Origin of the sequence: Alkalimonas sp., assembly GCF_020831925.1 — a bacterium.
Taxonomy (GTDB): domain Bacteria; phylum Pseudomonadota; class Gammaproteobacteria; order Enterobacterales; family Alteromonadaceae; genus Alkalimonas.
Genome location: NZ_JAFIFQ010000008.1, coordinates 1 through 21,224 on the forward strand (window position 1 = coordinate 1; position 21,224 = coordinate 21,224).

Below are 21,224 nucleotides of genomic sequence, written 5' to 3' on the forward strand. Positions count from 1 at the left end.
TTTTTGCCGTACAGCAAACCTGCCCGACCTGTCATGGTCGCGGTAAGATCATCCCGGATCCATGCACTAAATGTCATGGCGAAGGCCGGGTCGAGAAAACCAAGACCCTGTCGGTGAAAATTCCGGCCGGTGTCGATACCGGCGATCGCATCCGCTTAAGCGGCGAAGGCGAAGCAGGTATGCATGGCGCGCCAGCAGGCGATCTCTATGTGCAGGTGCATGTCAAAGAGCACCCAATCTTTGTGCGGGATGGCAATAATCTGTACTGCGATGTGCCGATTAGTTTTGCTACGGCAGCGCTCGGTGGTGAAATCGCCGTGCCGACGCTGGATGGCCGGGTGAAACTGAAAATCCCGGCAGAAACTCAGACCGAGAAGATGTTCCGTTTGCGCGGCAAAGGCGTGCAGTCGGTGCGTGGTGGCGGAGTTGGCGACCTGGTGTGCAAGGTGGTGATTGAAACGCCGGTGAACCTGAGCGAACAGCAAAAAGAGCTGCTGCGCCAACTCGATGCGACCATGGCCGGCGATAGCGAAGCCAAACACCGGCCAAAATCCAAAGGCTTTTTCGATGGTGTGAAAAAGTTCTTTGATGATTTGACCAGCTAATTTACCTGGTCTGTTAAGCGGATTGAAAACCGCAGCCCAAAACCGTAGCCCAAAACCGTAGCCCAAAACCGTAGCCCAAAACCGCAGCCAAAGTGCTGCGGTTTTTTTATCATTGGTGTTCTAGCTAGCCTCAGATACAATAAATAGACAGTCTTTCATAGGGATATAACCATGCGTAAGTTTTTACTGCTCGCCATCGTGGCGGTACTCATTCTGGCGGCCTGCGCCCAGTCACCGACCGGCCGCCGGCAAATCATGTTGTTCAATGAAAACCAGCTGAGCAGCATGGGGGCTCAGACCTTTGATCAAATGAAAGAAGAGCTGACCATCTCCACCGACCGTCAAACCCAACGCTACGTGCAGTGCATTGCCGATGCGCTGCTGAAAGTCACACCAGAGCAATACATGGGCAATGTCTGGGAAGTGGTCGTTTTTGCCGATGATCAGGTGAATGCTTTTGCCTTGCCAGGCGGCAAAATTGGCGTCTACACCGGTTTATTGAAAGTGGCTGAAAATCAGCACCAACTGGCCGCTGTTATGGGACATGAAATTGGCCATGTGATGGCTGGCCATGCCAACGAGCGTTTGTCACGCAGTCAGCTGGTTCACACTGGCCTGGCGCTGACCGATGCGGCGACCCGTGCTGCCAATGTACGTTTTCAGCAAGAAATGATGGCAGGGCTGGGCTTAGGCTCTCAGGTTGGGTTATTGCTGCCTTTTAGCCGCGAGCACGAGAGTGAAGCCGATATTATTGGCCTGGATTTGATGGCGCAAGCTGGCTTTAACCCGGAGCAGGCGGTGGATTTATGGCGCAATATGGCAGCCGCCAGTGGTGGCCAGCGCAGCCCTGAGCTGCTGTCCAGCCACCCGGTCCCTGAGAACCGTATCCGGGCCTTACAACAACGGATGCCGCAAGCATCGGCGACCTATCAGCAGCGCCGGGCTCAGGGTAACTTACCCAATTGTGGTAGCCCGGGACCGCTTTAATACGGTTGTATCCGTTAACTTTGTATATCCTGCCTGGTTGCTGGGACCGGTTTTAGCAGCAACCACAGCAGCGCCACCACCGCCAGCGCCATGCAGTAAAAACTGGCGCTGACTACTTGCCAGGGGCTTAAACCAAAGCTGGCTGCCAGCAGCAGCGCCTGGGCGCCATAGGGCAATAACCCTTGGCTGATGCAGGCAAAAATATCCAGCAAGCTGGCACTGCGCTTGGGTGTAATACCATGGTTTTCTGCCAGCTTGCGACTGATATCACCACTGATCACAATGGCCACCGTGTTGTTGGCGACACAAAGGTTGGTGCCAAACACCAGGCTGGCAATGCCGAGCTGACCGCTGCGCTCAGCCTGCATGTTGACTTTATCAAAGAAGGCGCTTAACCGGGAAGATAGCCAGCCCAGGCCACCTTGCTGTTTGATAAACTCACCCAAGCCGCCAATAAACATCGACAGCAGAAAAATTTCCTGCATTGAGGCAAAACCGGAAGCCATATCCTGGCCAAGGTTCCCCAAGGGATAGTTCCCAAACAAGGCCCCTTGCAAAGCCGCCAGTACGATACCAAGCGCCAGTACCGCAAAGACGTTTAAGCCAGCTACTGCCAGCACCAAAATGGCAACATAGGGCAGTGCTGCGCTCCAGCTGAAGGCTTGGGCGGTAATCTCGGCCGGTACACTGCCAAACCAGATGTAGCCCAACAGCACAATGGCGGCAGCTGGCAAGGCCAGTTTCAGGTTTTCGCGGAATTTATCTTTCATGCGCGCGCCCTGAGTACGGGTGGACGCAATGGTGGTATCGGAAATAATGGATAAGTTATCACCAAACATAGCCCCGCCAAGCAAGGCACCCGCCAGCAGTACCGGCGATAAACCGGTTTGTTCAGCCAGCACCACAGCAATAGGAGCCAGAGCACCTATGGTGCCCATCGACGTTCCCATTGCCAGTGCTATCAAAGCGGCAATCATAAACAGGCCAGGTACCAGTAAAGATGGTGGCACCAGGCTCAGGCCGGCATTCACCACGGCATCGACGCCACCTGTAGCCACCGCCACACTGGAAAAAGCACCAGCCAGCAAATAAATCAAACACATGGTCAAAATGGTATTTTGTCCTGCACCACGGATCAGCGTTTCAACCGCTTGCTGCATCGAGGTGCGGTGCAGCAGCATGGCAATAATCAGTGCTGGCAATACGGCAATATGGGCCGGTAGCTGGTAAAAGGCATAATCCACCCCCAGGCTTTGGTAATAAAGACCGGCGCCTAAAAACAGCAGCACAAAACTAGCCAGCGGTAAAAAGGCGAGGGCGCCATATTGGCGTGGGGTTACCATAGTGTGTTCTGGCATGCATGATCTCCGACCAGTCATAAAAATCAGCTGAATATATAGATGTCCAGACGTCCTGTCAATGAGTTGTAAATCTCTGTCACTATCCTTTACGGTATTTTCTTTGTGTATTCAATGCTTTTTTAGCTATTTACTGCTCTGATCAGTAATGATTATCTGCATTTTTACCAAATTTAGGGAAATTGGGCGGGTGTCAGTAAATTTTACAGCTATAGCTCCATACTATCTGATAAGACCTCCGATATGTTGAGTAAAGCTGTTGTTTGAAAAATAGGCACGGTTTTTGCCATCAAATGTTCGAAGACGCGCTTAGCGTCTGAATAAAAACAACAAACAGGGTGGTAACAATGAAAATAAAACTATTTAAGCAACAACTTGCAAGGCTTCAAACGTTTTTCGCCGTGTTGGTCTTTACTCTTTTGGCAACTCCGGCATTCGCCGCGCCAATGTTCTCTGATATGTATATCTTTGGGGATAGTTTATCCGATACGGGCAATACCCGCGCAACAGTACCATTCGGGAGCTTGGCTCCTATCGCTGCTGAAGCCGGCTACGGTCCGAATGGACGTTTTTCGAATGGCGATCTTTGGCATGAGTTTATGGCGGATGACTTGGGTCTGAGTACGTCACGCTCTACAGCCGGCGGCAATAACTTTGCCTATGGTGGTGCTCGAATTAACAATGCGACTGGTGTATCTGCTGGTGTTCTTTGGCAGTGGGACAACTATCAAAATCGCTTAGGCGGAGCCGCTTTGGATCCGGCAGCCCTCTATGTGGTATGGGCTGGTGGCAATGACATGCGTGACTTGGTGGGGAGCTCTGCGCCACTGATGATGATTACTTCCATTATGGGCAACTTTCAGGCCATGCTGACCGAGATGATTTTGGGTGGTGCAGCAACTTTGTTGGTGCCTAATTTACCTGATTTGGGCAGCATTCCGGAATTTAGATCGGGCTCGAACAGTGTTTCAGGGACTGAAGTCAGCACCCTATGGAATCAGGCGTTGCAGTCGATGTTGCTGGGGTTGGCAATGCAGTATCAGGTAGATATTTTTATGCTGGATGTATTTGGTATTTTTGACCGGATTTTAGCTGATCCTGCTTCAGAAGGCTTTGTAAATACAACGGGAGAATGTCGTTCCATCCGTAGAAATTTCTTTGGTATTGCTTCAGAAGTTAGCTGTGCTAATGCGCATACCTATGTTTTTTGGGATGAAATTCATCCAACCAGTCGTGCGCATCAGGTGCTTGGTCGAGAAGCTTATGCCTTACTGGCTTCAGGGCAAACCGTGAACTTCCAGGTATCCGCTCCGGCCACCATGTTACTGTTGGTCTCTGGTTTGATGCTGATTCGTTTGCGTCGCCGAGGCTAAACGTAAGTCAAAAAAACGGGCCGCAATTGCGGCCCGATAGTATTTAAATACAACCGTTAAAACTTTTTACCACTCAGCAATTCTTGAATGGCACCGACAGAGCCAAGCACATTGCTGGTTTCAATTGGCAGGAAGATGCGATCCCCTTCTTTGGCAATATTTGGCAAGGTTTGCAGGTATTCACGTCCCAACAAATAGCCGATAACGGTATCTGAGCTGAGCTGGCCATTGCCAGATGACAAGACTTCCTCAATGGCTTTACGCTGGCCCTGTGCGCGTAAGATCGCGGCCTCTTTTTCACCCTGCGCACTTAAAATAGCGGCTTCCCGCTCACCTTGTGCCCGGGCTATTGCGGCTTGCTTTTCACCTTCCGCTTCCGTCACTGTGGCACGGCGCTGACGCTCTGCGGTCATTTGCTTGCGCATCGCTTCTTCGACATCTACCGGTGGTGCAATATCCAGCAGCTCTACCCTTACTACTTTGATGCCCCAGCCATTACCGGCATCATCCAGTACCAGACGCAGTCGCTCGTTGATTTCTTCACGAGACTCAAAAATAGAGTCCAGTTCCATCCGGCCAATTTCAGCCCGTAGCGAGGTTTTTGCCAGCACTTCGACTGCCTGGATGATGTTTTCAACCTCGTAGACGGCTCTGACCGGGTCCATGATCCGGAAATACAGCACGCCATTGATGGTGACGGTCACGTTGTCTTTGGTAATCACACTTTGACCTGGAAAATCCAGTACTGCCTCACGTAAATCAATGCGCGGAGTTTCCACGAACTTCAGGTTACGCAGCATGATGATAGGGCGTGGTTTTTCGATGAAAGGTATCGTGATCTGAATACCGGATTGCAAGGTACGATGGTAGGTACCTAAACGCTCAATCACCATGCACTCGCTGTTACGCACGATAAAGATGTTGTTGAGGATTAAAATGATGGCAAAACCCGCCACCCCGAGTAATAAAATCAACGCTAAGTCCATTGCAAACTCCTTGTAGTGATTATGATTTAATCTTTGGGTGCTACCAGCAAGGTAATGCCATCAATGCGGCATACTTTCACTTCCTGACCAGCCCGCAACCAAGTGGTGTCCTCACTGGCTGTTTCTGCTTTTACCGGATAAAAACTGCCACTCATCTTCGCTACCAGCTTATCGCCATGCAGCTCTAAAACCACACTTTGTTTGTAGCCGGGTTCTGCCATATTGACAGCTTTGGAAGTACCCAGGCCTTTTTTACGAAGCCAGAAAGACAGCGGTAAAAACATCAGGCAGCCAAAAGCAAATACAAACAGCGACTGAGTAAAGCTTAGAGCAAATAGCCAGCTGCTGATAGCGGCAGAGAAGGCACCCATCGAAATGGCTAAAATCACGAAGGTGCCTGTCATTAGTTCCACAATGCCAAATGCAATGGCAATAATAAGCCAGACCAATGCCAACATCTTGATTTCCTTATATTGCAACTTGGTTCACACTACTATACTAAGCTTTGACGATAACCCCTACTGTCTTTTTGTAACAGGGTATAGCAAACCAGCACTTGTCTGGGCAAAACAGCAGCAGTTTGCCGCTAAATTCAACGGTTGTGCGCTAAAAAGTGATACTGTTGCTGTTTTGATACGTAGCTGTCAGCGAACTTGTTCAGGAGTCTTTATGCAAAATTTCACCTTTCATAACCCAACTCGCATTGTGTTTGGCGAGCAACAGATTGCCGAGTTGACAGCGCTTATTCCAAGTAATGCCAGGGTATTGCTGACCTATGGCGGCGGGTCCATCAAAAAAAATGGCGTTTACGATCAGGTTGTAGCCGCTCTGGACGGTAAGGTCTGGTTTGAATTTGCCGGCATTGAGCCGAACCCATCCTTCGATACGCTGTTAAAGGCCAGGGATCTGCTGAAGAGTGAGCAGCTGGATTTTATTCTGGCGGTAGGTGGGGGTAGTGTCATCGATGGCAGCAAGTTTATTGCCGCTGCAGCTTGTTATCAAGGCGATGCCTGGGACTTGCTTTGTGGCAAAGCCAAGGTACAGCAAGCGCTGCCTTTGGGCTGTGTGCTGACCTTACCGGCAACCGGCTCGGAAAGCAACGGCAATTCGGTGGTAACCCGCTACAGTAGCCAAGAAAAAATGGCCTTTTCCAGTCCACTGGTTTACCCGCAATTTGCCATACTGGACCCAACCACCACTTTTAGTTTACCGCCACGTCAGGTCGCCAATGGCGTAGTCGATGCTTTTGTGCATGTGATGGAGCAATACCTGACGTACCCGGCGAACGCGCCGGTACAGGATCGTTTTGCTGAAGGCTTGCTGCAAACCCTGATTGAACAAGGGCCGCAGGCCCTGGCTCGCCCGGAAGATTACGCCGTACGTGCCAATGTAATGTGGGCAGCCACCATGGCGTTGAATGGCCTGATTGGGGTAGGTGTACCACAAGACTGGGCGACCCATATGATTGGCCATGAAATTACCGCTTTGCATGGCCTGGACCATGCGCAAACGCTCGCCATTGTGCTGCCTGCTTTGATGCAGCAGCAACGCCAGCAAAAACGTGACAAGCTGCTGCAATATGGCAAGCGGGTCTGGCAGCTGGCCCATCAGGATGAAGAGCGGCTGATTGATGAAGCCATCAGCCACACCCGGGCTTTTTTCGAGCAAATGGGGGTGCCGACCCGATTAGCTGATTATGGCATCGATGCCAGTGCCATCGATACTATGGTGGAGCGACTGGTGCAGCATAAGATGGTGAAGCTGGGCGAGCATGGTGATATTACGCCGGATGTGTCTCGCCTTATTTTGCAAGCCGCTTTGTAAGTCGATCCCTGCTATGCACCTGGGCTTGCGCTTAGAACGAATAGCGCAGACCCAGGCTCAGCATCTGCGTGTTGAAATTTTCGGTATCGTAGTGCGCAGCCGCAGCGCTAAGTTGCAGTTGTGGGCTCAGCTGATAGCCCATTCCCAGCTCGGCACCCAGGCGAATGCGGCTGTGGCGCTTAGGTGCTTGAGCTGCAGGCCCTTCAAACTGGTAGCGGCTGCGGTTATCAAACAATGCCAGCCGGGCAAATGGCTGCCAGTGCCCATCCAAAGCAAAGTGACCTACCAGGCTAAGTTCAGCCCCACGGCCACGTTGTGGCTGTGCTTTGATCGTTGCGTACGGTTGATTTGGCGGCAGGCCATCGTAGTGCAATACTGCCTCACCTAAATCCAGCCAGCCGAACTCCGCGGCCAGCCAGTGATTTAACCGATAACCAGCAAACAGACGATAGGCTGTGTCCGAGTTTGAGTGGAGCCTGACGGTTCCTGAGACACCTGCCGCATGAAGTTTGCGCTCTGCGGCACTGGCCAAGTTACCAGAGCTGTGGCTCCTGGCCTCACCACCTTGCACGCCTATATACCAATCCTGGCTAAGTGCCACCATGGGGAGCAGCAACAGACTGGCAATGAAGACTTTAAGGCTACCTTTGCCATGACGGAAGCTACTGTGGCAGCGACGCATCAGTAGCAAGGTGGTTAGCAGAATGACGCTCAGTAGACTCAGACTGCCTCCACTTGAAGTAACCGTCACACTGCTTGGTTGCCACTGGGCTGTGACCTGCAAATCCTGCGCAGGCATGGTGGTGGGCAGGGCAGGTGACCAGCCACTAAAGGTATAACCAGAGCGTGTAGCCGTTGGTGCATTGATGGTGGCACCATAGTCCAGCACCAGATCCGGTATGGCTTCGCCTCCATTCACATCAAATCGGATCACATATTGGTTGATTTGCCACTGAGCAGTGAGCTGCACATCGTGTTCTGGCATGGTAGCCGGGAAGGCAGGCTGCCAGCCTGTAAAGGTATAGCCCTCGCGCCACGGCGGCTCTGGTGCTGTCAGTGTACTACCCACTAAGGCCGTGATGTCAGCGATCTCAGAGCCTCCGGCACTGGCAAAGGAGATCCTAGCTACTTGCTGCTGTGCCAGCACACCGGGGTCCCGAATGACACTGTTGGCTCGGCCATCGTCATCGTTCGGTCCGCCATCTTCAATGGTTAGCCGGATGCAGGCATCGCCTTCATTCAAACCGGCACGCCAGCTGTCCGAAGATACTACGGGACAATTACCGAGAGCATTGCGCGGAGCACTATCGATGCGGTTGGTCTCGTCTTCGACAAAATCCTGCCACAAACCATTGACCAGCTTTCGCCAAACTGCATTGGCCGGAATGCTTTGCCCTGCAGGCATCGGAATGGCTATCGGTACCGACTCACCAGGGCTTTGTAAACCAATCACGTCAAAATTAACCATAAAACCGAGCTGACGATAGCCGATGTCATGTATGCTGCTTTCACTGAGTGCCAGGCCAAATTGACCGCTTTGCCAGGATGCAAGCTCACTGTACAAGCCCAGCGTCAGTTGGTACAGGGCCGGTACTTCGACAAAGAGTGCTGCCTGGTTCTGGCACTGAGCCACCCGGCTGTTGCCATTTTCTTGCGGACACAGCGGCAAACGATTGGGGTGGCTGCTGTATTGGTTTTGACTAGCAGGGATACCGCTCACACCGCTGTTGCTGCAATCAGCCACTGGGCATTCAGCAATCACATTTAGTGCCAGCTCCAGCTCGCCCTTGCGCTCGCCGGCTTCAGCACTGAGTTGCAGGTAATGGCGGTCAGTCGGTAACCCGGCTGGATCGAAATGGGCCGAGGCTCCGCTTTGAGTGATGGCAAGTCCCATACCATGCCAGTTAAACTCGGCTGCTATACCGGAAAGCTCTGTTGCGCTTAGTTCGACGATGCCTCCACTGCGTTGCACCACCAGGCTCTCAATACCATCTTGTATCACCGCGGCCTGCAGCGACAAAGGTGGTGGCTCGGTTTGTACCAGCAATTGATGGCTGTGGGGCGAGCCCAGCAAGGCCTGCTCTAGGCCATCGTTTAGCAATGTGATGCTTGCCGTGTTGCCTGCTATTGCGGTGACACTGTATGCCCGGCGCAGGTTATCCATTGCATTGAGCTCGAAGCTGCTTATCACCTGAGCCTGACTGGCCTGCACTTGAACCTGTACTGGGTAGTCAATCGGTTCATCACTTAACCAAATGCGAAGTTGAGCAGGAATATCCTGTTGCACCGGCTGACTGGCGGCAGTAAAGGCAATAAAAGGCAGCACATCGAAGCTGACCATCAGTTGTTCACCTGAGACTGAATCGGTAAATTCGAAGCTATAACGCCCGGTACGTTCAGCGTTAAACAGATAGCTGCCATCGTCCTGCAAGGTGAGCAAGATCCCGGCATCGGCCAGATCCAACCATTCCGTGGTGCCACTGCGGGTCTGTTGCAAAGCGCTTAGCACTTGCTCACCCGCTCCGTTGCTCAGACGGAAACGGCGAGTCTCCTGACTGGCTGCCGGGCTGCTGTCTTCAACTTCGAGCGTCATGGCTGTATGAACCGTCAGGCTGATGCTGCAGTCGGCTTTGATCGCTGCGGTTACAATTTCATTGCCCGAGCGACTGGCGGCGCAGTTGCTATCAATCTGCACAAATTTATCTTCCGCCACACTGAGTTCAAAGCTGGCGCTGTTGCCAAGAACAATCTGCTGGCTGGCCGGGGTGACGCTGCCGTCTCCACTCAGGCTGGTTGAAACTGTAAAGCGATTGCGCGTCCACTGCGCTGTGAAAGTTTTATCCTCCGAAGGCATGGTGATGGGGAGCTCCGGCTGCCAACCGGTAAATGCAAAACCTTCCCGGATTGGTGGCTCCGGTGGATTGATGGTGGTACCAAAGTTAGCAGTAATTGGTTCCACGGCTGAGCCTTCAGCACTGTCAAATGTCAGGGTAAAGCTATTCACGTTGTACTGCGCTGTGACGGTGGTATTGGCAATAATGGTATTGAAATCTGCCGGGCTCCAGCCGGTGAAGCTGTAACCGGTCCGGCTGGGAACGGGTGGTGCTGTGGCGCCGTTGCCATGAGTAACCGTTTCGGTTTTTATCACGGTATTATCCCAGTCGACAAAATTGACGCTGTAGCTGCTGATGCTGTATTGCGCGGTGACGGTGGTGTCTGCCGTGATATTACTAAAGTTGCTGGGATTCCAGCCGGTGAAGCTGTAACCGATCCGGCTGGGGTTGGACGGTGCGGTGGCACCGCTGCCGTGATTGACGGTTTCAGTTTTCAGTAAGGTGCCATCCCAATCCACAAAACTGACCGTGTAGGTGTCCGCGGCCCATTGTGCCGTTAAGGTCCGGTTTTCTGCTGGCATGGTTGCAGGAATGGTCGGGTTCCAACCGGTGAAGGTATGCCCGTCACGGCTGGGGTCAGCTGGTGGTGTGATGGTACTTCCATAGGTCTGAGTGAAGGCGGCGATTGCACTACCGCCGGCAGTATCAAAGGTTAGCGTATAGCTGTTGATGCTGAACTGGGCCGTAAAGATGGTATTGGCGGTAATATTGCTAAAGTCACTGGGGCTCCAGCCGGTGAAGGTATGACCTGTGCGGCTTGGGTCGTCTGGCGGAGTCGCGCTGTTGCCATGAGCAATCGTTTGGCTTTTGAGCACAATGCCATTCCAGTCGATAAAATGGATGGCATAGTTGTGCGCGGTCCATTGTGCCGTTAGGGTCAGGTTTTCAGCTGGCATGCTGGCAGGAATGCTCGGGCTCCAGCCGGCAAAGTTATGGCCAGTTCGGCTAGGGTTGGCTGGTGGCGTGATGGCACTGCCAAATGCTTGAGTGATAGAGGCGACCGCACTGCCGCCGGCAGAATCAAAAGTCAGCGTATAGCTGTTGATGCTGTATTGTGCGGTGATGGTGGTATCGGCGGTGATATTGCTAAAATCGCTAGGGCTCCAGCCGGTGAAGCTGTAGCCGGTCCGGCTGGGGTTGGCCGGTGCTGTTGCGCCGCTGCCATGGTTCACTGTTTCGGTTTTTAGTACGGTGGCATCCCAGTCCACAAAGCTGACGGTGTAGCTGGGGGGCGTAACTTCCACCTGAAAGGCTTGCTGGGCACTGTTACCGGCAGCATCCATCACGGTAATGGTGATGGTGGATGTACCGGTATCGCCTCCGGTGATGGTGATGGTACGATTGGCTCCGCTACCGCCCAGTACCACATCGGCTAGCGGCACGGCAATGGTATTGGAGGATGCCCGGTTTACCGACAAGCTGGCGGCTGTTGTCAGATTATCGCCAATGGTGAATCCCAGCGCCGCGGTGCTTTGCCCAACCACGACCGTCTGATTGGCAATGGCAGTGATTGAGGGAGGGCTGGTATCCACCAAAACACCGGATGTATCGGTGACACTGTTTAGGGTTAAATTCAAGTCGTTGCCTGCGCTGTCCCGAATAGTACCACCATCAAGCTCTAAAATGCCCACCTCAATACCATCCAGATCGTTATCACCTGCTTGCACGACATAGCGAAATACCACAGCGGTGGTGCCGCTGCCGCTGATATAGCTGGCGTAGCGGGTGGTACCGCCGATATCCAGAGCGATGCGGGGCGTGCCTCCTGCCGTATTCACAGTCAGAGCTTCTGAGGCATTGATGGTGAAGTCCAGTGTGTTCCCGGCGCTGTAGATATCATAGGGTGGAACAGACACCGAGTTGACGATAGGAGGCACATCATCCAGCACCGTCAGGGTAAAGGCTTTCTCAAAGGTATTAGTGGCACTGTCGGTAGTGCGAATTCGAACACTGTAATTGCCTGCGGCCAGGCTGGATGCATTGTTGGCCCGCAGTTGGTTGCCGCTGATGTTAAAGCTGCCATTATTGGTATCGCCAGCACCGGCTACTAAGCTGTACGTATGCGTATCGCCATCATCGGGATCGACAGAGCTTAAGCTGCCTACCACCGCATTGACACCAGCACTTTGATTGACACTGTTGCTAGTTAGCAGAATATCGGTGGGGGGATCATTGGCGACCGGCGCATCTTCCATCACCAGTTGGAACATCAGATCGCGATCCGGAAAATTATCTCCATCGAGATAGAACTGTCCCCCGGCATAAGGGGCCGCTACCCCACCATGATTGAAAATACCAAAGAAGGTATTCACACCTCCACCGGCAAAATAAAAGGTATAGAGTTCGCCGCTGCTCAGTACGAAGTTGCCGTCACTCATGGGTATAATGGAATAATCATCCAGCGCTGAGTGTTCATGCAACAAATTAGTGCTGAAAGTAAAAGTACCCAGCTCGGTACCCGCCAATCCATCGCCTTGATACAGGGTGATAGTCAGTTCATTACGATCTGCCCCTTGATAGATTGTTCCATCTAAAAAGCTCAGTAACCGTAGCTCTTTAATACGGCCATCTTTGCAGGCGGTAAAGCTTTGCCCAATAGCTTCATTGTCAAAATTCGACTGGGTTATGTCAGAGATTTGAGCTACCGTGGAAGTGATAGTACAATCTGTAGCACTTGCTGCGGTTGAAATTAACAGGGCATAGCTGAGTATAAGCAGACTGAACAGGTGTTTGCTGCATGTTCTGATGGGGCTAAACAAGAGTGACCACATAGCGCTGTATCCTTGTACTAAGCTGACGATCATCATGATCGATGCAATTATGAAGGTGGTGCTTGTGGCAAGCACCACGCTTTAGCTAGCTACGGCTTGGGTAAATGCCTTCCAGCGCAATAATAAAGCTCACTGCGGTATAGGGTTGCATGACGCTGACAGGACTACCTCCACCTGTGGTGCCACTGTTACCTTCCAGCTTCACAGTGGCGTTGCCTGTCATCGGTTTTAGAGTTGTATTGGCATTGTTGCTGTAAGCATTGGTGGCAGTTATACCAGTTGAGATTCTGGCCGGCACCACAGTCTCACCGGGTGTACTGGCATTAGCGGCGTCAGTGGACGCTTGCTGTGCCAAGGTCAAAGAGGCGGTTGCATCCAGAACGATGGTGTGTGTATGAGGCGGGATGTGTGCCTGTGTCAGGGTTTGCTGCTCCTGGCCTCCGGTTTGACCGGCTTGATAACGACTCGAGCCAGGGCTTTGGCCTGCACAGAGCGGTACTCGTCCTTGCAGGTTAGGCAGTCTGAATGATGTTGTGCCATTGCCACCATAGGTGGTGCCTAAAATTGAGTAAAGCGCGGTATTGCTGCTGATCGGAAGCTCTTGGCCAGCGCAAAAAGCCCAACCTTCAGGGGCATAGGTGCCGGCAAACATACGGATTTCTCCAAGAAAGGGATCTGCCATCTATCATTCTCCAATGATTAAGTCTAAGCGTTGAGTGCTCACCTGGGGTGAATAGGAGCTACCATGGTGTGAGTATGTGCTTCAGGTTAGCTGGTCTATAGCCCCATGTAACTATAGTGATTACAGGGTTGATATGCCTGACGAAACGATGACTTTTTTCTGATAATTGCATTATGGCCAAGTCATGACTGGGCCTTCAATAGGGGCTGATAATTAACACATGCGGGGCCGTCTTGATGGAATTACAACCCGCCTGTACCAGTAGGAAGCCAACATAATGACAGGGAGGGTGGGGTAGATTGGATAGGGCTGAACCCAAGCGCCAGATATAAGGTATGAGCGGCGATATTGTCTTGATGCACCGACAGTTGCACAGGTTTGTTTCGTTGAATAGCGAAATCTTGCAGAGCCCGGATGCATGCCCGACCATAGCCTTGTCGTCGATGATCAGGCAATAAAGCAATATCAATCAACCGGATATTTGTGTTGGTTGTATCAAGCAAGATTCTGCCAATACCGCGGTTGGCGTGTTCAATGATCAAAGAACAGGCCTTGGGAAACTGTTGGCGGTAGCCAGAACATTTTGCTTGAAACTGCATGGTGATCAGGTGCTCAGTCAGTGCCGGTGGTAGTTGTAGTTGCTGGAGATCTTGCCTGGTGGTCGCATACAGAGCTAACAAAAACTTTTGATCTGCTTCAGTTGCTTGCCGAAAGGTCAGTCCCGACAAGGTGAGATGGGAGTTCAAAGCCGATGCAGTCAGCATGCACAAGATCACGATGGTCATTAGCAGAATGCTTATTAGTGCATGAAGCATGCTGGAGGTCAATAAGCTGCAGCATTGCTTGCTTAAAAGAGCAAGCTGCGTGTTGATGGCGAACTGGCTGAACGCCTGCCTTGCTTTTCAGCAGGGTTCAGTTCTGCTTTAATACCCCCTTATTTAGTCAGCGGGATACAAAGTGATGTCAAAAGTCGGAGTTTTTGGTGCCAATGGCCGGATGGGGCGGGCGCTGGTGCAGGTTTGTCAGGAGCAGCAACTAACGCTGGGTGCTGCCACAGTGCGTGCCGGCTCCAATTGGCTTGGTCTGGATGCCGGCGAAGTGGCTGCCTGCGGTAAATTGAATGTGCCGCTGCAGACTACCTCGGCTGAGGCTTTAGCAATGGCTGATGTGTGGGTAGATTTCACCATGCCGGAACCAATGCTGGAGCATCTGGCTCTGGCGGTGGCGGCCAAAAAAGCTATGGTGATTGGCGTCACCGGCCTGACCGATGCGCAGTATCAAGAGCTGCAGCAAGCCAGCCAGCAGATCCCAATCGTCTGGGCCCCCAATATGAGTGTTGGCGTGAATTTATTACTGCACCTGGTGCAAACAGCCGCCAAAGTGATGGGGCAGACGGCCGATATCGAAATCATCGAAGCGCATCATCGTTTTAAAAAAGATGCGCCGTCCGGCACAGCCATGGCAATAGGTGCCAGCATTGCTAAGACATTAGGGCGGGATCTGGCCGACTGTGCCGTCTATGGCCGGGAAGGTATGACCGGTGAGCGGGATCACAACACCATAGGTTTTGCGACGGTACGAGGTGGCGACATAATTGGCGATCACACCGCTCTCTTTGCTGATTTAGGCGAAAGATTAGAAATAACGCACAAAGCGAGCAGCAGAACCACCTTCGCCCAAGGTGCCATCAGGGCTGCCCTGTGGTTGCAAAACAAACAGCCGGGACTTTATTCCATGCAACAAGTGCTTGGATTGACCGATTTGAATTAGAGTTTTGCTGTTTAGTGGTAAAAAAAACGCAAAAGGGATGATTTCCTCTGAACTTCAAAAAAGCATTAGACGAATTCGCCAAGTTGGCATAAAATATCGAGAATTTGCCTGGGCGAATTGAGAGTTCCTCAAGGCTGAATTTATATTCATTTTTTTAGTGTATTTATTCAGCTTTGGGCCGCTAGTTGCTTTGGATTAAAAACGGGTGTTGAACGAGCAAGTTTAAGCCCGTTTTTTGCTGTTTGGAGGTTATTTTGACGACGTCTGCCTTGCTGGTTTTAGAAGATGGCACTGTATTTCATGGTACGGCCATCGGTGCCGAAGGAGTTTCAGTCGGAGAGGTGGTATTCAATACCTCGATGACCGGGTATCAGGAGATCTTAACCGACCCCTCCTATGCTGAACAAATGGTCACACTGACCAACCCGCACATTGGCAATACCGGCACCAATGATGAAGATGAAGAATCCAGCCGGATCTGGGCCAAAGGCCTCATTATTCGTGACCTTCCGCTACTAGCCAGCAACTTCCGCAATCAGGCTTCGCTCTCCGACTATTTAAAACAACGTGGCATTTTGGGCATTGCCGATATCGATACCCGCAAACTTACCCGCATCCTGCGTGAAAAAGGTGCTTTAAATGGCTGCTTAATGGCTGGTGCCGGCTTAGATGCCACTGAAGCTTTGGTAAAGGCGAAAGCTTTCCCTGGTTTAAAAGGCATGGATTTGGCGAAGGAAGTCACCGTTGCCGAACCATACAGCTGGACTGAAGGCAGCTGGCAGCTGGGCAGAGGCTTTGTTAACCCGGAACAAACTCCCTTTCATGTGGTTGCCTACGATTACGGTGTGAAGCGTAATATCCTGCGTATGTTGGTTGACCGCGGTTGTAAACTGACGGTGGTGCCGGCGCAAACCTCCGCCAGCGACGTGCTGGCGCTGAATCCGGATGGTATTTTCTTATCCAATGGCCCTGGCGACCCGGCTCCATGTGATTATGCCATCACGGCAATCAAAGAGCTGCTGGCAACCGATATCCCTCTCTTTGGTATCTGTCTGGGCCATCAGTTGCTGGCGCTTGCCAGTGGCGCAAAAACGGCCAAGATGAAGTTTGGCCATCACGGTGGTAACCATCCGGTGCAAAACCTCGACAACAAAAAAGTGATGATCACAGCTCAGAACCACGGCTTTGCGGTAGAAGAAGAGGGCTTGCCTTCGAATCTGCGGGCAACGCACAAGTCCTTGTTTGATGGCAGCTTGCAAGGCATTCACCGTACCGACAAGCCGGCCTTTAGTTTTCAGGGCCACCCGGAAGCAAGCCCGGGGCCACACGATGCGGCCGAGCTGTTCGATCACTTTATCGATCTGATGCGTCAGCGTCAGCATTAATTCAGGCTAGCGAGGAAAGACAGAGTAAATTATGCCAAAACGTACTGATTTAAAAAGCATTCTTATCCTTGGCGCCGGCCCAATCGTGATTGGCCAGGCCTGTGAATTTGACTACTCCGGTGCCCAGGCCTGTAAAGCCTTGCGTGAAGAAGGCTTCCGGGTGGTGTTGGTGAACTCGAACCCGGCCACCATCATGACCGATCCCGAAATGGCCGATGCCACCTACATCGAACCGATCCACTGGCAGGTGGTAGAAAAGATCATTGAAAAAGAGCGGCCTTGTGCAGTATTACCCACCATGGGTGGCCAGACAGCGCTGAATTGTGCACTGGATCTGGAGCGTCATGGAGTATTAAAGAAATACAATGTCGAAATGATTGGCGCCACTGCCGATGCAATTGATAAAGCCGAAGACCGCAGCCGTTTCGACAAAGCCATGCGTTCCATCGGTCTGGAATGTCCGCGTGCAGGTATGGCTCACTCGATGGAAGAAGCCTATGCCGTGCTGGAAGACATCGGTTTTCCGTGTATCATCCGCCCGTCTTTTACCATGGGGGGCTCAGGTGGTGGAATCGCTTATAACCGTGAAGAATTTGAAGAAATCTGTACCCGTGGTCTGGATCTGTCACCCACCAAAGAGTTGTTGATTGATGAATCTCTGATTGGCTGGAAAGAGTATGAGATGGAAGTGGTGCGGGATAAAAACGACAACTGCATCATCGTCTGTTCGATTGAAAACTTCGATCCTATGGGTGTGCATACCGGTGATTCCATCACAGTTGCACCAGCGCAAACCCTGACCGACAAAGAATACCAGTTGATGCGAAATGCCTCGCTGGCGGTATTACGGGAAATTGGCGTCGAGACCGGTGGTTCCAATGTGCAGTTTGGTATCAACCCGGAAGATGGCCGCATGGTCATTATCGAAATGAATCCGCGGGTATCGCGTTCATCCGCTCTGGCCTCCAAAGCGACAGGTTTCCCCATCGCCAAGGTGGCTGCCAAACTGGCGGTCGGCTACACCCTGGATGAACTGGCCAATGAAATCACCGGCGGTATTACGCCTGCTTCATTCGAGCCAAGCATCGATTATGTGGTAACCAAGGTACCCCGCTTTAACTTTGAAAAGTTCGCGGGTGCCAATGACCGCCTGACCACTCAAATGAAATCGGTCGGTGAGGTGATGGCCATTGGCCGTAATCAGCAAGAGTCGATGCAAAAAGCTTTGCGCGGCCTTGAAATTGGTGTTTCGGGCTTGGATCCTATGCAAGATCTAACCGCACCCGATGCCAAAGAGCGGCTGATCCGTGAACTGAAGGAGCCTGGTGCGCATCGTATCTGGTACATTGCAGATGCCTTTCGTTTTGGCATGAGCCAGCAGGAAATCTTTGAACTGACCAAAGTTGACCCCTGGTTCTTAGTGCAAATTGAGGATTTGGTGCACGAAGAGCAGGCGATTCATGATGCTGGCTTCTCCGGTCTGGATGAAGTGAGCTTACGCCGCTATAAGCGCAAAGGCTTCTCTGATCAGCGCATTGCCGACTTGCTAGGTGTTAGTGAAAACGAAGTGCGCAAGAAACGCCACGGTTTTGGTCTGCACCCGGTGTACAAGCGGGTGGATACCTGTGCGGCTGAGTTTGCATCCAACACTGCCTACATGTACAGCACCTACGATGAAGAGTGTGAAGCGGCGCCATCCAATCGCGATAAAATCATGATTTTAGGGGGCGGCCCGAACCGGATTGGTCAGGGTATTGAGTTTGACTATTGCTGTGTGCATGCCGCTTTAGCACTACGTGAAGATGGCTATGAAACCATTATGGTCAACTGCAATCCGGAAACCGTGTCGACCGACTACGATACTTCTGATCGCTTGTATTTTGAATCGATCACACTGGAAGATGTGTTGGAAATCGTGGCCAAAGAGCAGCCCAAAGGTGTGATCGTGCAGTATGGTGGTCAAACCCCACTCAAGCTGGCGCGGGCGCTGGAAGCAGCAGGCGTGCCTATTATTGGCACTTCGCCAGATGCGATTGACCGGGCCGAGGATCGTGAACGTTTCCAGCAAGCGGTCGATCGCCTTGGTTTGAAACAGCCGAAAAATGCCACCGTCACCAGTTTGGAAGAAGCCCTGCTTAAAGCTGGTGATATCGGTTTCCCAATGGTGGTTCGGCCTTCGTATGTACTTGGCGGCCGGGCGATGGAAATCGTCTACGATGAGACTGATTTAAAGCGTTATATGACCGATGCGGTGAGCGTATCCAATGAAGCACCGGTACTGCTGGATAACTTCCTCGATGATGCAATTGAAGTGGATATTGATGCCATCTGTGATGGCAAAGAAGTGGTCATCGGCGGCATTATGGAGCATATCGAACAGGCTGGCGTGCACTCAGGCGACTCAGCCTGTACCTTGCCACCGCACAGCTTGTCGGCAGCCATACAGGATGTGATGCGCGAGCAGGTGCGTAAACTGGCACTTGAGCTGGGCGTGGTCGGTTTGATGAATACCCAGTTTGCCGTGAAAGACGGTGAAGTCTATTTGATTGAAGTAAACCCGCGTGCTGCCCGGACCGTGCCTTTTGTTTCTAAAGCAACCGGCATTCAAATTGCGAAAGTTGGTGCCCGTTGCATGGCGGGTCGCAGCCTGGCGGAGCAAGGGGTGTCCAAGGAAGTCATTCCACCGTACTTCTCGGTGAAAGAGGTAGTGATCCCATTTAACAAATTCCCTGGCGTGGATCCTATCCTTGGCCCGGAAATGCGTTCTACCGGTGAGGTTATGGGCGTTGGTGATACCTTCGAGGAAGCTTTTGCCAAAGCTGAATTGGGATGTGGTACCGTGATCCCTACCGGTGGCCGGGCTTTACTTTCGGTGCGTAACAGCGATAAAGTGCGTGTAATCGAGCTGGCCAGACGTATGCTGGAATTAGGCTTTGAGCTGGATGCAACCAAAGGCACAGCAGCCACCCTGCAGCAAGCTGGTGTTGAATGCCGCGTGGTGAATAAGGTGCTGGAAGGGCGACCTCATATTTTGGATAGAATCAAAAACGGTGAGTACAGTTACATTGTGAATACCACCGAAGGCCGTCAGGCGATTGAAGATTCTAAAGTGCTGCGTCGGGGTGCCCTGCAGCATAAAGCCAACTATACAACGACATTAAATGCTGCTTTTGCAACGTGCAAAGCCAGTGCTGCCAGCGCTTTTGAGCGGGTGGCGTCGGTGCAGGAGCTGCACAAGAGAGTAAACGGATGAAAATACCAATGACGGTTCAGGGCGCAGAAATGCTGCGCGCTGAATTGAATGAACTGAAATCGGTTAAGCGACCACAGATTATTCAGGCCATCGCCGATGCGCGTGAACATGGCGATTTGAAAGAGAATGCCGAGTATCATGCCGCACGGGAAGCTCAAAGCTTTTGTGAAGGTCGTATTCAGGATATCGAAGGAAAATTGGGCAATGCCCAGATCATCGATGTCAGCAGTATGCCCAACAATGGCAAGGTGATTTTTGGTGCCACGGTCACAATTCTCAACCTCGATACTGAGGAAGAAGTCAGTTACCGCATTGTCGGTGATGATGAAGCGGATATCAAAAAGAACCTGATATCCGTCAACTCACCGATAGCCCGTGGTTTGATTGGTAAAGAGCAGGATGATGTGGTGACCATCAACACACCAAAAGGCATGGTTGAGTTTGAAATCACCGATGTACAGTACCTCTGATTGAACTACGCAGATCTGAAAAGCGGCTTCGGCCGCTTTTTTTTGCGCTTTGGTCGCAAGATGGCCGCGGGTCTGACCTGCTAACCAATCAGGATCGATTAAAATGGCTAGCTAAGAGGTTGTGAGGTTGTTTGATGCGCTCTGGAAAAGGTAAGTTTGAACTGGTCAAAGAAGACAACACCATCTGGTTGACTGCCCGGGGGACCTGGACCAACTTAACGGTTTAAGATTACATAAAACAATTACGGCAAATGGCACTGTCTTTTGCCGGTAGCCCTTGGGCGATGTCGTTGGATGGAACTCAATGGCAGGCTTGTCCGGCGGATGTATTTTCAAAGCTGCAGGACAACTCAAGTTGGTGCTTTCAGCATCAGTTGAAGTTTGGCATCGTGATGCTACCGGAACATCCGCTGTTCCGTTGGCAATTTACCAAAGCAACCGATGTGCCAAAGCCAGCCGATTATCAGCGTGCTATTGTCGCTGACAACGAGGAAGCCCGCGCAATTTTGACGCGAGCTGGTTTTCTTAGCGAGAAGAACATTCAGGCCTTGGGCAGCTGAATTTTTGGCTCTTTAGCCGGCCGGAACAGCACCAGAGTTTTACCAATCACCTGCACTTTGTCTGCTTTTGTTTCCCGCACAATGGCATCCATCACCAGTACTTTCTGTTCGCGGTCTTCACCAGGTACTTTGACTTTGATTAACTCATGATGCTCCAGAGCTTGCTCCACTTCAGCGAGTACACCTTCGGTCAGACCGTTGCCACCCAGCAAAACCACGGGTTTTAAGTCGTGTGCTTTGGATTTTAAAAACTGTTTTTGCTTATTGCTCAGTGCCATCTTGATACGATTTCCACAATTTAATCTT

General features: G+C 51.8%; 16 protein-coding genes. 9 read left to right on the forward strand and 7 right to left on the reverse strand.

Annotation, left to right across the window (positions count from 1 at the left end; all coding sequences use genetic code 11):
• Both JJU14_RS04380 and JJU14_RS04385 read left to right on the forward strand, forming a co-directional pair.
• Positions 1 to 605: DnaJ C-terminal domain-containing protein (locus JJU14_RS04380; protein ID WP_300976155.1), on the forward strand; the 605-nt coding region annotated here is incomplete at its 5' end.
• 171 nt (positions 606 to 776) lie between these two features.
• Positions 777 to 1,592: a M48 family metallopeptidase gene (locus tag JJU14_RS04385; RefSeq protein WP_228611381.1), complete on the forward strand. Its 816-nt coding sequence runs from the start codon at positions 777 to 779 to the stop codon at positions 1,590 to 1,592.
• 14 nt (positions 1,593 to 1,606) lie between these two features.
• Here JJU14_RS04385 and JJU14_RS04390 read toward each other — a convergent pair whose 3' ends face one another.
• Positions 1,607 to 2,950, reverse strand: coding sequence for a Na+/H+ antiporter NhaC family protein (locus JJU14_RS04390; protein ID WP_228611382.1), 1,344 nt, complete (start codon positions 2,948 to 2,950; stop codon positions 1,607 to 1,609).
• Positions 2,951 to 3,408: 458 nt separating this feature from the next.
• On the opposite strand from JJU14_RS04390, the gene JJU14_RS04395 reads away from it, so the two are divergent.
• The gene (locus JJU14_RS04395) at positions 3,409 to 4,323 is read left to right on the forward strand and encodes an SGNH/GDSL hydrolase family protein (RefSeq protein WP_228611383.1); all 915 of its coding nucleotides are present in this window, start codon (positions 3,409 to 3,411) and stop codon (positions 4,321 to 4,323) included.
• A 56-nt stretch (positions 4,324 to 4,379) separates the two neighbouring features.
• On the opposite strand, the gene JJU14_RS04400 is transcribed toward JJU14_RS04395, so the two are convergent.
• Together JJU14_RS04400 and JJU14_RS04405 are read right to left on the reverse strand one after the other, a co-directional pair.
• A complete protein-coding gene (locus JJU14_RS04400) occupies positions 4,380 to 5,309 on the reverse strand; it encodes a stomatin-like protein (RefSeq protein WP_228611384.1) in 930 nt (309 codons plus the stop codon).
• A gap of 26 nt (positions 5,310 to 5,335) precedes the next feature.
• Positions 5,336 to 5,767: an NfeD family protein gene (locus JJU14_RS04405; protein WP_228611385.1), complete on the reverse strand. Its 432-nt coding sequence runs from the start codon at positions 5,765 to 5,767 to the stop codon at positions 5,336 to 5,338.
• 211 nt (positions 5,768 to 5,978) lie between these two features.
• Between JJU14_RS04405 and JJU14_RS04410 the strand changes: the two genes are divergently transcribed.
• Entirely contained in the window at positions 5,979 to 7,133 is a 1,155-nt protein-coding gene (locus tag JJU14_RS04410; RefSeq protein ID WP_228611386.1) for an iron-containing alcohol dehydrogenase, read from the forward strand.
• Positions 7,134 to 7,164: 31 nt separating this feature from the next.
• Here the strand turns inward: JJU14_RS04410 and JJU14_RS04415 are convergent, their stop codons facing one another.
• The 3 genes from JJU14_RS04415 to JJU14_RS04425 form a co-directional block, all read right to left on the reverse strand.
• Positions 7,165 to 12,798: an InlB B-repeat-containing protein gene (locus JJU14_RS04415; RefSeq protein ID WP_228611387.1), complete on the reverse strand. Its 5,634-nt coding sequence runs from the start codon at positions 12,796 to 12,798 to the stop codon at positions 7,165 to 7,167.
• A gap of 85 nt (positions 12,799 to 12,883) precedes the next feature.
• Entirely contained in the window at positions 12,884 to 13,480 is a 597-nt protein-coding gene (locus tag JJU14_RS04420; RefSeq protein ID WP_228611388.1) for a tail fiber protein, read from the reverse strand.
• Between the two features lie 242 nt (positions 13,481 to 13,722).
• A complete protein-coding gene (locus tag JJU14_RS04425) occupies positions 13,723 to 14,265 on the reverse strand; it encodes a GNAT family N-acetyltransferase (protein WP_228611389.1) in 543 nt (180 codons plus the stop codon).
• Positions 14,266 to 14,440: 175 nt separating this feature from the next.
• Here JJU14_RS04425 and dapB point away from each other — a divergent pair, with 175 nt between their 5' ends.
• The 5 genes from dapB (at position 14,441) to JJU14_RS04450 (ending at position 20,918) form a co-directional block, all read left to right on the forward strand.
• Positions 14,441 to 15,250 carry a 4-hydroxy-tetrahydrodipicolinate reductase gene (dapB, locus tag JJU14_RS04430; RefSeq protein WP_228611390.1) on the forward strand — a complete coding sequence of 270 codons (810 nt, stop codon included), beginning with the start codon at positions 14,441 to 14,443 and terminating at the stop codon, positions 15,248 to 15,250.
• A 254-nt stretch (positions 15,251 to 15,504) separates the two neighbouring features.
• A complete protein-coding gene (gene carA, locus JJU14_RS04435; RefSeq protein ID WP_228611391.1) occupies positions 15,505 to 16,635 on the forward strand; it encodes a glutamine-hydrolyzing carbamoyl-phosphate synthase small subunit in 1,131 nt (376 codons plus the stop codon).
• 31 nt (positions 16,636 to 16,666) lie between these two features.
• The gene (gene carB, locus JJU14_RS04440; protein ID WP_228611392.1) at positions 16,667 to 19,888 is read left to right on the forward strand and encodes a carbamoyl-phosphate synthase large subunit; all 3,222 of its coding nucleotides are present in this window, start codon (positions 16,667 to 16,669) and stop codon (positions 19,886 to 19,888) included.
• Complete coding sequence (greA, locus tag JJU14_RS04445) at positions 19,885 to 20,358, forward strand: transcription elongation factor GreA (protein WP_228611393.1); 474 nt, start codon at positions 19,885 to 19,887, stop codon at positions 20,356 to 20,358. The genes carB and greA overlap by 4 nt, the downstream gene beginning before the upstream one ends.
• A gap of 251 nt (positions 20,359 to 20,609) precedes the next feature.
• The gene (locus JJU14_RS04450; protein WP_228611394.1) at positions 20,610 to 20,918 is read left to right on the forward strand and encodes a hypothetical protein; all 309 of its coding nucleotides are present in this window, start codon (positions 20,610 to 20,612) and stop codon (positions 20,916 to 20,918) included.
• On the opposite strand, the gene yhbY is transcribed toward JJU14_RS04450, so the two are convergent.
• A complete protein-coding gene (gene yhbY / locus JJU14_RS04455) occupies positions 20,900 to 21,196 on the reverse strand; it encodes a ribosome assembly RNA-binding protein YhbY (RefSeq protein WP_091342534.1) in 297 nt (98 codons plus the stop codon). The genes JJU14_RS04450 and yhbY overlap by 19 nt on opposite strands.
• Positions 21,197 to 21,224: the final 28 nt, after the last annotated feature.

What these genes read in the sequence shown, in the direction of transcription:
- JJU14_RS04385 (WP_228611381.1), top strand. Translation starts at nt 777, where the DNA reads ATGCGTAAGTTTTTACTGCTCGCCATCGTGGCGGTACTCATTCTGGCG.
- JJU14_RS04390 (WP_228611382.1), bottom strand. Translation starts at nt 2,950, where the DNA reads ATGCCAGAACACACTATGGTAACCCCACGCCAATATGGCGCCCTCGCC.
- JJU14_RS04395 (WP_228611383.1), top strand. Translation starts at nt 3,409, where the DNA reads ATGTATATCTTTGGGGATAGTTTATCCGATACGGGCAATACCCGCGCA.
- JJU14_RS04400 (WP_228611384.1), bottom strand. Translation starts at nt 5,309, where the DNA reads ATGGACTTAGCGTTGATTTTATTACTCGGGGTGGCGGGTTTTGCCATC.
- JJU14_RS04405 (WP_228611385.1), bottom strand. Translation starts at nt 5,767, where the DNA reads ATGTTGGCATTGGTCTGGCTTATTATTGCCATTGCATTTGGCATTGTG.
- JJU14_RS04410 (WP_228611386.1), top strand. Translation starts at nt 5,979, where the DNA reads ATGCAAAATTTCACCTTTCATAACCCAACTCGCATTGTGTTTGGCGAG.
- JJU14_RS04415 (WP_228611387.1), bottom strand. Translation starts at nt 12,798, where the DNA reads ATGTGGTCACTCTTGTTTAGCCCCATCAGAACATGCAGCAAACACCTG.
- JJU14_RS04420 (WP_228611388.1), bottom strand. Translation starts at nt 13,480, where the DNA reads ATGGCAGATCCCTTTCTTGGAGAAATCCGTATGTTTGCCGGCACCTAT.
- JJU14_RS04425 (WP_228611389.1), bottom strand. Translation starts at nt 14,265, where the DNA reads ATGACCATCGTGATCTTGTGCATGCTGACTGCATCGGCTTTGAACTCC.
- dapB (WP_228611390.1), top strand. Translation starts at nt 14,441, where the DNA reads ATGTCAAAAGTCGGAGTTTTTGGTGCCAATGGCCGGATGGGGCGGGCG.
- carB (WP_228611392.1), top strand. Translation starts at nt 16,667, where the DNA reads ATGCCAAAACGTACTGATTTAAAAAGCATTCTTATCCTTGGCGCCGGC.
- greA (WP_228611393.1), top strand. Translation starts at nt 19,885, where the DNA reads ATGAAAATACCAATGACGGTTCAGGGCGCAGAAATGCTGCGCGCTGAA.
- JJU14_RS04450 (WP_228611394.1), top strand. Translation starts at nt 20,610, where the DNA reads ATGGCACTGTCTTTTGCCGGTAGCCCTTGGGCGATGTCGTTGGATGGA.
- yhbY (WP_091342534.1), bottom strand. Translation starts at nt 21,196, where the DNA reads ATGGCACTGAGCAATAAGCAAAAACAGTTTTTAAAATCCAAAGCACAC.